General features: G+C 34.0%; 8 protein-coding genes. 2 read left to right on the plus strand and 6 right to left on the minus strand.

The features are described 5' to 3' along the window. The first annotated feature begins 42 nt into the window (after positions 1-42). Positions 43-1,050 carry a substrate-binding domain-containing protein gene (locus tag ACGH49_RS01860; RefSeq protein WP_411588030.1) on the plus strand — a complete coding sequence of 336 codons (1,008 nt, stop codon included), beginning with the start codon at positions 43-45 and terminating at the stop codon, positions 1,048-1,050. A gap of 99 nt (positions 1,051-1,149) precedes the next feature. On the opposite strand, the gene ACGH49_RS01865 is transcribed toward ACGH49_RS01860, so the two are convergent. Continuing rightward, complete coding sequence (locus tag ACGH49_RS01865) at positions 1,150-2,868, minus strand: carbohydrate porin (RefSeq protein ID WP_411588031.1); 1,719 nt, start codon at positions 2,866-2,868, stop codon at positions 1,150-1,152. A gap of 427 nt (positions 2,869-3,295) precedes the next feature. Between ACGH49_RS01865 and ACGH49_RS01870 the strand changes: the two genes are divergently transcribed. After that, positions 3,296-6,382, plus strand: coding sequence for a beta-galactosidase (locus tag ACGH49_RS01870; RefSeq protein ID WP_411588032.1), 3,087 nt, complete (start codon positions 3,296-3,298; stop codon positions 6,380-6,382). A 92-nt stretch (positions 6,383-6,474) separates the two neighbouring features. Here ACGH49_RS01870 and recB read toward each other — a convergent pair whose 3' ends face one another. The 5 genes from recB to nlpI all read right to left on the minus strand — a co-directional run bounded on the left by recB (position 6,475) and on the right by nlpI (position 13,846). Continuing rightward, positions 6,475-9,945 (minus strand): exodeoxyribonuclease V subunit beta, encoded by a 3,471-nt coding sequence (gene recB / locus ACGH49_RS01875; RefSeq protein WP_411588034.1) that lies wholly within the window; start codon positions 9,943-9,945, stop codon positions 6,475-6,477. After that, positions 9,924-10,367, minus strand: a complete 444-nt coding sequence (gene sixA, locus ACGH49_RS01880) for a phosphohistidine phosphatase SixA (protein ID WP_218058642.1) — start codon at positions 10,365-10,367, stop codon at positions 9,924-9,926. The genes recB and sixA overlap by 22 nt, the downstream gene beginning before the upstream one ends. Positions 10,368-10,392: 25 nt before the next feature. After that, complete coding sequence (locus tag ACGH49_RS01885) at positions 10,393-10,689, minus strand: YfcZ/YiiS family protein (protein WP_411588035.1); 297 nt, start codon at positions 10,687-10,689, stop codon at positions 10,393-10,395. 182 nt (positions 10,690-10,871) lie between these two features. Beyond that, on the minus strand, positions 10,872-12,638 hold the full coding sequence (locus tag ACGH49_RS01890) for a DEAD/DEAH family ATP-dependent RNA helicase (protein ID WP_411588036.1): 1,767 nt from the start codon (positions 12,636-12,638) through the stop codon (positions 10,872-10,874). A gap of 347 nt (positions 12,639-12,985) precedes the next feature. Next, the gene (nlpI, locus tag ACGH49_RS01895) at positions 12,986-13,846 is read right to left on the minus strand and encodes a lipoprotein NlpI (RefSeq protein WP_411588037.1); all 861 of its coding nucleotides are present in this window, start codon (positions 13,844-13,846) and stop codon (positions 12,986-12,988) included. Positions 13,847-13,865: the final 19 nt, after the last annotated feature.

A 13,865-nucleotide genomic window follows, 5' to 3' on the forward strand; every position in this document is an offset into this window, starting at 1 on the left:
TTATCCATATTTTATAAATAGTAATTAATTAAAAGGTTTTTTATGGCGACAATAAAAGATGTTGCGCATTTAGCTAAAGTTTCAGTTGCAACCGTATCTCGCGTAATTAATAACGCGAATAACGTTCGAGATAATACAAGAGATACCGTAAAAAAGGCTATGGAAAAATTAAACTACTATCCTGATGCTAATGCACGCGCCTTATCACAACAAAATTCGAATACTATTGGTATTATTGTAGCTGATGTATCAGATCCATTTTTTGGTGCCATGGTTAGCACCGTTGAAAAAATTGCCTCGCGAACAGGTCATTTTTTGTTAATCGGTAACGGCTATCATAATGAGCAACAAGAATATGATGCGATTACTCAATTAATTGAGCATCGCTGTTTGTCGTTAGTTGTACACGCTAAAATGCTCCCTGATAGCGATCTAAAAAAATTGATGCAACAAGTACCTGGTATGGTTCTGATTAATCGTATCGTAAAAGGATTTGAAAAACGCTGTATTGCTCTTGATGATCGTTACGGCTCTTATCTTGCAGTCAAACATTTAATTCAACATGGACACACTAGAATTGGTTATTTATGTTCAAATCATAATATTTCTGATTCATCTGATCGTTTACAAGGATATAAAGACGCATTGTTAGAACATGGTATTGATGTTAATGAGAATCTGATTGCGATTGGTTTGCCAAATGAAATAGGTGGCGAACAAGCAATGATGTCATTACTTGAACGTAACTGTCATATCACTGCAATTGCTTGTTATAACGATTCAATGGCCGCCGGTGCAATGTCTGTACTTTATGATAATGATATTAAAATTCCAAACGATATTTCGATCATTGGTTTTGATGATCTTGTTTTATCACGTTATTTACATCCTAAATTAACTACCATTCGTTATCCTTTACAGACAATGGCTGAACAAGCTGCTGAATTAGCACTAAAGCTTGCAAAAGGAGAAAGTATTCCAACAAATTTGATTAACGTCTATATACCAACCTTAACTAAGCGTTATTCAGTAACTTTTATTAATATTTAAAAATATCAACAAAGTATCCATTTTTCATCTGAACCATATATTTTACATCTATAATATAGTTCAGATGATAATTCTTATTTTATATCTATAACCTTACACTTAAAACCAAACTTCTGTTTGTACACCGAAGCTAATTTGATGATCTTTACCATTAAAATCAAATTTACTAATATCATTTTGTAGTGCTTCTATATAAGAAACATAAAAACGAATATCAGGTCGTGAAGATAAAATACTTTTTCCGACTTTAAATGAATGGTAAAGCGTTGTTTTATATCCGGCTTCAACATAAGTTTTACTTTTAACTTTGTCTTTCTGACGAAAGTAACCTAGTTCAACACCGCTTTGATTGTAAGTATCCCATATATAAGCTGGTCTTATTGCTGATTTAAAACTTGTAAAATCGGTATGTGGAAGATTAAGATCATAAGAATAAACATTATTGCCTGAAGTTAAAGCCAAAGCGTGGGCAACAATGATATTATCGCTTAAATAAGCTTCACCTTCCGATACAAAACGATAAGCTTTACCACCAGTATGTGTACCTATATAGTCATTATCCGAATTACTGGCAAACTCTGGGTTATTAGTATTAATGTTAGCCAGCTGTGATGCAACAGAATTGGTTGCTGTCTGTAATGTAAACTGATTAAATCCGCCAAAAAATTCATTTTGACGCAAAACAAAGCTACCAAGCCAAGCATTTTTAACAGATATACTATTTTGAATTTTAGATTTATTTGGCGCTGAATAACGAGCATTCAAACCAAGCGTTGCATTTTGCCATAATGGGATATCACGATAGCGAATCTCTAGTTCGTTTAAATCAACTTCTTCTTTTTTAGATTGTTCAATTTTATTAACCTTACTATCATCACTACTAATTATTTCTTTTTTATTTTTCACATTTACATCTGCTCTAACTAATGATAGATCAAGAGCACCAATACCGACGTTAAGATTTTCAATACCAATACCTCCACCTGCTGGCGTTTTTTGTGTTTTCCAATCAAGCATTTGTATTTCATTATAAGGCAAAGAATGTTTACCCACCCATAATTTCGCATCAGGGAAACGTGGCACAAATCCTTTTGTTTCTAAATAAATATCTGAAAATTGCATAATATTGTCATCTTGCGTATTAAATAAACCCGCAGCTTTATTTGTTGCCACGTTTCCATCAATCATAATAATTGCATCAACTCGCCTTCCATCTTGAGCATAAACTTTTTGCTTAAAGATAAGATCATACCAACCACCATATTCATTACCAAATCGACCTAATGCACCTTCAGCATAATTTTTAGGTTTACCATTGCTTGAAGTTGACCAACCACCACGGAAGTAACCATTATAAGAAAATCCTATTTCTTCTTTAATATAATCTTTAAATTCAGCTAAAGTAAATGAAGCCTTTTCTGGATGATTGCTTTCTTGCATAGTATCGGTTTTTGGTGTACTAACTAGTAAAATTTGATTATTATTTGCTTGTACAGAATTAACTGGAGCTTGTTGCTTTGTAATTGCTACATTTTGACTATTTTTAAGCACTTTTTTCTGATTATTTATAATAAGTTGTTGTTTTTGAAGATGATTATTTAATTTAGCAAATTGCTTATTAGAATCAATCAGTTGCTTTTTCAAATCATTAGACTCTTGACTAAGAACTAATAACTTTTGCTCTAATAACGCAATTCTTGCTTCTAGCTCATCTTGAGTTGCTGCCATCGCATTGGGTAAATAACACAAACCTAGCATAGTCATTAAAACAACTCGTTTTGGTTTGATTTTATATACTATTTTTTTTGAAAATTTCATTTCTTTCCCCCTCCCAAGCTTATTATTAAAAAATAATTAAAAATCTTTTAAATTTGAGACAAAAAAAAACCTAAAGAATAGTTATAACTATTCTTTAGGTTTTGCCCGCTATAAATCGGTAACAATCCAATACCTTTTACTAGGTAGTTTAAATATAACTAATACAAGCGACTATTCAAAAACTAAACACTAATACTGTGATAGATATCACATTAAAAATTATCATTTTATATACAGCATTAGTAAATATATTTCCCCTCGACTCATAATTTTTTAATTAATAAAAATCGATAAAACTAGATTTAATATTTTATGTATACGATTACATAAATGTTAACAAGATCACCGTATTTAATTACAGACTCCCTATAATAATTAGTAAATAAATCGGTGATAGTAACAATAATCAGAGTAAAATGGAGAACATATGAATCCTTCTTTCAATGAAATTATAAGCCGGCACGATTGGAATAATTTATCTGTTTTAAGTATTAATAAACTCGATACCCATCCAAAATTTCATAGTTGGCGAAATAAACAACAAGCTAAAAATAATAGTGATTCAGATTCTATAATATTGTTAAATGGTAATTGGTTTTTTAGTTATTTTACAAGTCCCAAGCAAGTTCCAGAGTCATGGTTACAAAAGGAACTTGATGCAACTACAATTGAGGTACCATCTAACTGGCAGTTGAAAGGATATGATGCGCCAGTTTATACCAATATACGTTATCCTTTTCCATATAACCCGCCTTATGTACCAGATGAAAATCCAACAGGATGTTATTCACGATATATTTCTGTGACTAAAGAGTGGCTGACTAAAGGTGATACACGGATTATATTTGATGGGGTTAGCTCTGCATTTCATCTTTGGTGTAATGGACGATGGGTTGGTTATTCACAAGATAGTAGAACCCCAGCAGAATTTGATCTAACGCCTTTTTTGAAAGTCGGTAAAAACCGCATAGCAGTATTAGTCTTAAAATGGTGTGATGGCAGTTATCTTGAAGATCAAGATATGTGGCGATTGAGTGGTATTTTCCGAAATGTTTCCCTACTGAATAAACCTAAATCCCACTTAAGTGATATTCATATTGATACTTTACTTGACGATTGTTATCAAAATGCAACTTTATCTCTGCAGGCCGATATTCAGCATGATGGAAACATAGATTTATTGGATGTAGGTATTGAACTATGGCAACAAAATAAGTTAGTTGTCGAGCATATGCAATCAATCGGCTTACCTTTTGTTGACGAAAAAGGAGGATACACTGACCGTTTACGTTTTCAAATACCAGTTACTAAACCACAGTTATGGAGTGCTGAAACCCCAAACCTTTATCGAATTGTTGTTAGTTTATATCACAAAAAAACAGGATTAATTGAATCAGAAGCTTATAACGTTGGATTTAGGACTATTGAAATTAAACATGGACAACTATGCTTAAATGGTAAACCACTATTAATTAAAGGCACAAATCGCCATGAGTTCTATCCTGATTTGGGATATGCATTGACGGAAGAAGCAATGTTGCATGATATCAAATTGATTAAACAACATAATTTTAATGCTGTGAGGTGTAGTCATTATCCTAATGATCCTCGTTGGTATGATCTTTGTGATCTATATGGACTATATTTAGTTGATGAAGCCAATATCGAATCACATGGTATGTTTCCTATGTCTCGTTTGTCGGCCGATCCTAGATGGCTTGCTGCTTATAGTGAACGTGTAACGCGAATGGTTCAGCGCGATCGTAATCACCCTTCTATTATTATTTGGTCGTTAGGAAATGAATCGGGACATGGGGCAAACCATGATGCACTTTATGCTTGGATTAAAAGTAACGATCCAACTCGTCCTGTGCAATATGAAGGCGGTGGCGCAAACACTACTGCCACTGACATTATTTGTCCTATGTATGCCCGCGTTGAGCAAGATCAACCACACCCTAATGTTGCCAAATGGGCAATAAAAAAATGGATTTCATTACCAAATGAAAATCGCCCACTTATTTTGTGTGAATATGCCCATGCAATGGGTAATAGCCTAGGTGCATTTTATAAATACTGGCAAGCGTTCAGACAATATCCTAGGCTACAAGGTGGGTTTATTTGGGAATGGGCCGATCATGGGATACGCTGTTCTACACCTTCTGGCGATAATTATTGGGCTTATGGCGGTGATTTTGGTGAAACTTATCATGACCGACAATTTTGCTTGGATGGATTAGTCTTTCCTGATAGAACTTCTCACCCAAGTTTGATTGAAGCCAAAAAGGTACAACAGCCATTCCAATTTAAGCTAATTAGTCAAAAACCGTTGGTTATTGATATTACAAGCGAATATCTATTTCACCATGCAAATAATGAAACTTTATATTGGGAATTATTATTTAATGGAAAAAAATATCAAAAAGGAAAAATTAAGCTTAATATTAAACCCAATAGTTCATTACAAATAACTTTACTTGACGATATAGCAAATGATTTAAATTGTGAAGACCTACATTTATCAGTTCGTGTTATTCAAAACAAGGCTACACCATGGTCACAAGCAGGTCATATTATTGCATGGGAACAGTGGAAATTAGCTAATTCTTATATTCCTTCATTAGCTTTTTGCCAAGCAAAAAATAAACTAAAATTGACCGAAACTAAAGATGATTACATTATTAATTACAAAAACCAAAGTTGGCTATTTAATAAAAAAACAGGGCAGCTTTACCAATGGACAAAAGGTAATAAACCATTATTAGCTTCACCTTTTGCTGATCAGTTTGTTCGTGCGCCTATTGATAATGATATTGGTATTAGTGGCGATTTTGATAGTAATAATAATCCATTCGCTTGGGTTGAGCAGTGGAAAGCCGCTGGTTATTATGATCTAACCCACCAATGTTTAGGTATGCATCTTACACAATCAACAGATAAGATTGTGATCCAAGCACTGCATGGATATTTGTTCAAAAACAAAAAAGTAATTCAAACTAAATGGCAATATGAGTTCGATCAAGAAGGCAAATTCACTTTATCTGTGCAAGTTGATATTGCTAACGATATGCCCGCACCCGCAAGAGTCGGTTTATGTTATCAAATGAAACAGATTCCTAAAAAAGTAAAATGGCTTGGCTTAGGACCTCATGAAAATTATCCTGATCGAAAAACATCAGCTATTTTTGGTGATTGGTCGTTACCTTTTGCAGAACTTTATACACCTTATATTTATCCATGTGAAAATGGATTGCGTTGCGAGGTTAAAAGATTGCAACTTAATGAGATGATCATAACTGGACATCAGTTTAAATTTAACGTTAATCAATATGGGACAGAGCAATTAATAGAAAAAACTCATCGTCATTTATTGGAACCTAGGTCATGCGCTTATATAAGTATTGATGCTTATCATATGGGAATTGGTGGAGATGATTCTTGGACACCAAATGTACATCATGAATTTTTACTGACAGATAAACACTATAGCTATCAGCTTATGTTTAAATGTTAAATAAGCCATCTAAAAACAAGGCACCATTTCGGGTGCCTTATTTTTATTCAATTGTATTTTTCGATATGGTTATTTCTTAATAATTGTTATATTCAATTTAACATTTCACCATCAAACAGCTTATCAAGTTCTTCGATAAATTCTTGCTGAGGTAGGTGATAAAAGATGCCTTGTTCGGGCATTCCTCGTAAAAAGAGATAGTATACCCCTCCAAAATGCGTTTGGTATTGGTAATTAGACAAACGTCCTTTTAAAAAACGATGCAATGCTAAACAGTAAAGTTGATATTGTAGGTCATAGCGATGATCGCACATCACTTTTTCAAGTGCTTCTTGGCTATAAGCATCAACACATTCACCTAACCAATTAGATTTATAATCAACCATATAATATTTCCCTTCAAATTTGAAGACTAAATCGATAAAGCCTCTTAGCATACCTTGTACCGACTCAAAATCTAATTCGGGACATAATCTTGATAAATGATCATATTGTTTACACAAACTATCTAATTGCTGACTAGTGACTGTTTTGCGTATAGGGAGATAGAATTGCAATTCGTTAATATGTTGCCCCATTAACACTTGCGATAATATTAAATTTGGATCATGCAGTTTTGTAGTCAATATCTGTTGCATCCAATTTGTTACTACGCTATTCCACTCTGTTTCTAAATTGAGCTTTTTTACCATCTGATTACATAATTCAACAAGATTATCTGATGTGATATCCTCCATAATGCTGTGCATTAATGTACCGACATATGCTCCTTTAGGAAAATGGTGGATATCATATGGTGTGTCGTTTGATTGTACTCTATCGGATTCGTATGGGGATTCGTCCCAGTCATTAATAAGATCAGGCTTATAAGCCAATACATTATGATTATGCTTTTGTAATTCAGTATAACTTGTGACCCGCCAACTGTTTGAGATATTACGCGAAAATACGTTAGCCGATAATGATTGATTTGGCAAAATTGGCGGAATATACTGTTCGCTCTCTATTGGTAATTGGATATCAATTAAACTAGCTATATTAGCAATTGATCTTAATTCACTTTTTAATAAATGATTAATAGCCGATTGGCTTTTTTTCAATGAAGCAAGTCCAATACTACAATGATAAACCGAGCGAGTCATTGCAACATATAATAGCCGCAAATCTTCAGCAAGTCGCTCTTTTTCTATCTGCTCTTTAATCTCATCAGACAGTAACCATGCATAAGTTGGCTGATAGTCATTATCTTTATCATGATAAAATTGGCTATCGGATGCACGATATATTGAAATAAATGGTAACCAAACAATCGGAAACTCTAATCCCTTTGATTTATGAATAGTAATAATCTTGATAAGGTTTTCATCACTTTCAAGGCGTTGTTGATGATTTTCTAAATTTGGATCTGGGTTAACAATTTGTTTTGTCAACCACCGAATTAAGGCGTGTGGACCATCTAACTCATTTGATGTTTCTTGAAGTAATTCACCTAAATGCATTAAGTTAGTTAATGTTCGTTCACCATCTTGGCGAGCTAAGATGTTTTCAGCTAGATGCCGTTTTTTCATCATTCGGCGTAACATAACCAATACACCATAATATTGCCAAATTGCTTGATATTGTTTGAATTCTTCGATCAAACTTTCCCATTTATCTTGATCGTCAGTGATTTGTTCAAGGTCTGTCATGGTTTGACCTAATAGCGATGTCATTAATGCTAGCTTGAGCATTGTTTCGTTTTCTGGCATTAAAACAGCTTGCAATAGGCTCAATACATCTTTTGCTTCATTTGAAGAAAACACACTACTATTGTTTGACAAGTAGACACTTTTAACACCGCAATGAGTCAATTTTTGTTGGATAACTTCGGCTTCACGCCCATTACGCACTAAGATTGCAATGTCAGCTGTAGTCACTGGACGTTGTTCGTTTTCGCTATCAATTAACATTGACGAATTAGACAGTAAAGTCACTATTTGGGTAGCACAACAACTAGCCATGTGTTCTTGATAATCTGAATTGGTTGCAATATCATCAGGCAGTAAGTAAGCAGCTAATGCCGATACTTTTTGGTTGTTAACTTGCAAAGACTTTTGCTGATTCCATTTTGCCGCTTCCATGGGTAAAAAAGGAATATCATTAAATATAAATGGATTATCGCAATTAGAAAATAATTGGTTAACAGCTTTGACCATCGAAGCAGATGAACGATGGTTTACATCCATGGTAAAAGAATTTTCCCCTGTCGATTGTTTAGCTTTTAAGTAAGTGAATATATCTGCACCTCGAAAGCTGTAAATTGCTTGTTTTGGATCACCAATAAATAATAGACCTCGATCTAACTTTTTCCTGTCATAAATACGATCAAAAATTTGATACTGAGCAGGATCGGTATCCTGGAACTCATCAATTAAAGCAACACAATATTTTGAGGATATACTTTGCGCCAATCGATCACCTGCTTTTGTTTTTAGTGCACGATTTAGTTGCCAAATAAGATCGTCAAAGCTCATCTCACCATTTTTGATTTTTTCGTTATAAAGCCCTTTTTGAATTACACTGACGATATCCATTAAGATTTGGCTTCGTAGATCAAAAGGTTGTTTATATAGATCGTCAATTTGTTCAAAAAACGGATGACATGGAACATTTTTTCCTTCTTTCGTCTTTTCGATTAAAACTGATTGCTTAAATTTTTCAAGTTCGTTAGGTAATTCGAACGTTCGAGTTTCGCTGTTAGCCCATGCCGATACTTTAATTACCCAATTGGGTAGATTTCGACTACTATATGATTGTTTGCTGACACCTGATTGTATAATGATTTCAACTAATTTTTCAGACAAAGCTAACCAAGATTTTTTAATATTTTCAATTTTTTCATAACTTTGTTGGTAAAAAAACTTTATTGTTGTACTTATATCTAGGTTTACCTTGCCAGCATTGTTGAAATCTAACCCTAAATAAGGGGTGATATCTTTTAGCAATGCCGTTGGATCTTGCCATGTAACAAGCACTAAATAAGCAAGTGGTTTATCAAGCGGTGTAAAATAATGACGCCAAAAATCTTGGGTTACTCTTAATTTTAATTCATATTCATCAGAGATTAGCTTTTGCTCAAATAAAACACCCGATTCAAATGCATGGCTAGTTAGTATTCGTTGGCAAAAACTATGTATAGTATAAATAGCCGCATCATCCATTGACTGTTGAGCAATAGTAAGTTGCTGTACTGAAAATTTTCTATCATCAATTAATTCAATGAGTTGTTGATAAATAGGATCTTTATGATGTCCTTGTAATAGGCCTATTCGCAGTTCTTGAATATTTTGCCTTATCCTCGATCGAAGTTCTTGAGTTGCCGCTTTAGTAAAAGTCACAACCAGAATTTCGTTAACATTTAAAGGCCTTGGGTAACTATTTTGACCAATGCCCAATAATAATCTTAAGTAAATAAAGGCAAGAGAATAAGTTTTACCAGTTCCAGCCGATGCTTCAATTAAAGTTCGACCAGTTAGAGGTAAATCAAAAAGATTAAGTTTTTTTACTCCGCTTGATGAAACCATTCAAGATTTCCTGCAGAGTTTGGTAATAAACTAATACAAGCAATTGCGGCAGTAGAAAACATAGGAGGAGCAACTTGCGGACATAGTTCATTAACTAAATATCCCACCAATGGCAAATGAGATACAATAATCACATTTTCAACCCCATCATTTAACAATATTGCTAATACGTCAGCAATATGAGATGGGCTACCACCAGGCACTAAAAATTGATTAGTTTCAACTTTTGCAACACTAACGTGTGATGATAATTCTGTTAATGTTTGTTGAGCTCGCAAATAAGGGCTAACCAAACCAATTTCAAATTGAAAATTTTGCTGTTTAAGCCATCTGCCAGCTTGATTTGACTGATTAATTCCATAATTTGTTAATGTTCTACTGGAATCTGATGAAGCAGAAAACCCTGCTTCACTATGTCTCATAATACAAACTTTCATCAATATTCAATTAACGTAATTTTAATTGGAAAATCATGCTTTCTGCACCACAACAAAAGGTAAATTTTGCTGATAATTTAAAGCCATCGCTTATTTTATCAATATTGCTATTAATTTCACACGGCTCTGTTGCGACATCATTTGCAGCTTGGGTTAAAGATGCTAACTTAGCTTGAGCTTCTGATTCTGTCGCAAAGATGTGTTCATATTCAGCGCTACAGTCTTCATTATCAATTATTGTACCAACATCCACACAACAACATGCTGGAGTTTCGTTTGCTTTGCATTTGTTTAAAGAATCTGCCATGCTTACCTCTAATTAACTGTTAATATTTGTAATAGTATACTCTTAATCATAACTTAGGGCAAAGCGCTAACTCTGTTTTGTTATCTAGCTGAATATGATGCAGTATGTAGCTACTAAACTATGTTGTTAGTTGAAATAAAAGGGATTAAAGATACCTCTACCATTTGGCAGAGGTCAATACATTAGAATTTAGGCGCTGTTGGGCGACTACGCTTTTTTGCAAACGGTTTATCGGATGTATCTGATTTACTGTTTTTACGAGCTCGTTTAGTATCAGACGCTGCTCCACTGATTAAGCTCATTTTCATTGGTTGATTAAGTACTCTTACTTTTTCAAAATGTTTTAGTATGTCTTTTGGCATACCTTTTGGTAATTCAACTGTCGAATAAGTATCATAAAGCTTGATATTACCAATGTAACGACTGCTAATATCAGCTTCATTAGCAATTGCCCCCACAATATGACGAACTTCAATACCGTTCTCTTTACCAACTTCAATACGATACATATCCATATCACCAACATCGCGTCGTTCTCGACGTTTTGGGGATTCACGATTATCACCACGTAAACGGCGTTCACCGCCACGATTATCCCGATCTCGCATTTCACGCGATGGTTTAAACACTGGATCTGGTGGCAAAATTAAAGGGCGTTCCCCTTGTGCTAATTTTAATAAAGCGGTTGCAATCGTTTCAAGATCGGCTCCACTATCAGCTTGTATTTGTGCTAATAACTTTTGGTACTCATCTAAATCACTACTCTCAAGCTGTTTCTGGACTTGCTCAGTAAATTTAGCTAAACGACGCTGTTCAAGTAGCTCTTTTGATGGCAACCCAACTTCTGGAATTGTTTTTTTGATAGTTTGCTCTATATTCTTAAGTAAACGACGTTCACGGCTATCAACAAATAAAATAGCACGACCAGCACGACCAGCGCGACCCGTTCGTCCAATACGATGAACATAAGATTCAGAATCTAACGTGATATCATAGTTGATAACTAAGCTAATACGCTCAACATCCAAACCACGAGCAGCAACATCAGTTGCAATTAATATATCTAAACGACCATTACGTAAACGATCTAATGTTTGTTCACGCAATTGTTGTGTCATATCACCATTTAATGCAGCACAACTATAACCGTGCTTTTCAAGCACTTCCGCCACATCTAAAGTAGCTGATTTTGTTCGAACAAAAATAATAGCCGCATCAAAATCTTCTGCTTCTAGAAAGCGAACAATAGCTTCGTTTTTACGCATACCCCGAACAAGCCAATAACTTTGGTTAATATCAGGTGCAGTTTGATTGGTACCTTTGATCTGAACTTCTTTAGGATTTTGCATAAATCGTTTAGTAATACGACGAATTGGTGCTGGCATTGTTGCCGAAAATAAAGCTGTTTGATGATCATCTGGAATCGTTGTCATAATGCTTTCAACATCATCAATAAAGCCCATTCTTAACATTTCATCTGCTTCATCAAGTACTAATCCCTTAAGATTAGAGAGATCTAAGGTTTTACGATTTAAGTGATCAAGCAAACGTCCTGGTGTACCAACTACAATTTGAGGACCTTGCTTTAAGGCTCGTAATTGAACGTCATAACGCTGTCCACCATATAAAGCGAGTACTTTAACCCCTTTCATATATTTTGAATATTCAGAGCAAGCATCAGCAACTTGTATAGCCAATTCCCGTGTAGGAGCTAATACTAAAAGTTGTGGTGCTTTTAAGTTTGCGTCAATATTCATTAAGAAAGGAATTGAAAATGCAGCAGTTTTGCCACTACCTGTCTGTGCCATACCCAATACATCATTCCCCTCTAATAATAAGGGAATGCATTCAGATTGGATTGGTGATGGTTTGCTAAAACCAAGATCATTTAATGCGTTAAGAATATCCTCGGATAAACCAAGATTAATAAAAGAAACTTCTTTTGTCATGTAAACTCGCTTATAAATTTTGAATATATAAACTTACTTATTTAGCAAAAATCCTGATAATTATTAACTAATATCAAATAAGTTTTATCTTAATTTTTTAAACCAAATAAAGAAAGCAAATATAAATTTATGCCAGCTCACTAAATTGAAAATTTACAACTCACCCCAATAACTAACTGCCTATGTTAACTCAACAAATCGAATCTAAAAAAATAAACTAAGGTTAATTAATATTTATATATCTAAGATAAAGCTAACCACATTATCTAATGTTGAGAACATATTATTTGGCAAATCAGAACTACGCTATAACAATATTTTCACTTTTAAAACTGGCATGACCCTTGTTACTCTTCTTTTTCTTCAAGTAACTTCATTTCATAAAGTGCCTGTTGATGTTCAACATAGTTATAAATATTATTGGCTAAAGCATATTTAAATAACATTTTGGCACGTTCGTTGTCACCTTTACTTTGATAATATTTACCTAAGTAAAAGTAGGCTTCACAAAGGCGTTCGGCTAATTGTCGATTATTCTCTACACCTTGTTGAAGGTTCTGCATTAATTTAGATTCACTAATTTTACCTAAATAAAATGCAATAATATTGCCACTATAACTCGTTTTATCATTAATCAGATCATAACGTTTTTGTAGCTCAATTTTGGCGACTTTATTATCATTTTCCTTTTCAATCAAATAAAGCCATAGAATTCTAATAGGTTCATTCACATCATATTGATAAAACCTTAATGCATCACGCTCTGCAGCTTGATAATGGCCTGTCCGATACAAAGTAATAGCACGATTTAAATATGCATAAGTATAAGTGGGATCAAGCTCTAATGTAGTATTAAAGGACATCAAAGCTGTATCAAAATCGCCATCTCTTAATGCATAAGTTCCTAAAAAGTTGTAAATATCAGGAAATTCCGGATTTAAACTCAACAAATAGGAAAAATCGCTTTGAGCAAAGGCTTTAAACCCTAATGAATCATAGGCGATACCTCGCTGAAATATGAGTTGCATTCGCGTTCCAGTATCAAGGCCTTTTTGTGATAGCTGTTGGCTGAGTTGAGCAATTTTTAACTCATCATCATATGAAACTTGCTCAGGAACAGCTAACAAAGGCTGAGAATTAGAACAACCTGACAAAAGAATAACAACTAGCAAAATGCCGCATACAGTTCTCAGGTTGAATAATCCCATTTTTATCCCCTAATGAATA

The sequence above is a fragment of the Gilliamella sp. BG7 genome (genome assembly GCF_046635565.1).
Taxonomy (GTDB): domain Bacteria; phylum Pseudomonadota; class Gammaproteobacteria; order Enterobacterales; family Orbaceae; genus Gilliamella; species Gilliamella apicola_P.

Coding starts and splice junctions, on each gene's coding strand:
- ACGH49_RS01890 (WP_411588036.1), bottom strand. CDS start 12,638: ATGACAAAAGAAGTTTCTTTTATTAATCTTGGTTTATCCGAGGATATT.
- nlpI (WP_411588037.1), bottom strand. CDS start 13,846: ATGGGATTATTCAACCTGAGAACTGTATGCGGCATTTTGCTAGTTGTT.
- ACGH49_RS01860 (WP_411588030.1), top strand. CDS start 43: ATGGCGACAATAAAAGATGTTGCGCATTTAGCTAAAGTTTCAGTTGCA.
- sixA (WP_218058642.1), bottom strand. CDS start 10,367: ATGAGACATAGTGAAGCAGGGTTTTCTGCTTCATCAGATTCCAGTAGA.
- recB (WP_411588034.1), bottom strand. CDS start 9,945: ATGGTTTCATCAAGCGGAGTAAAAAAACTTAATCTTTTTGATTTACCT.
- ACGH49_RS01865 (WP_411588031.1), bottom strand. CDS start 2,868: ATGAAATTTTCAAAAAAAATAGTATATAAAATCAAACCAAAACGAGTT.
- ACGH49_RS01885 (WP_411588035.1), bottom strand. CDS start 10,689: ATGGCAGATTCTTTAAACAAATGCAAAGCAAACGAAACTCCAGCATGT.
- ACGH49_RS01870 (WP_411588032.1), top strand. CDS start 3,296: ATGAATCCTTCTTTCAATGAAATTATAAGCCGGCACGATTGGAATAAT.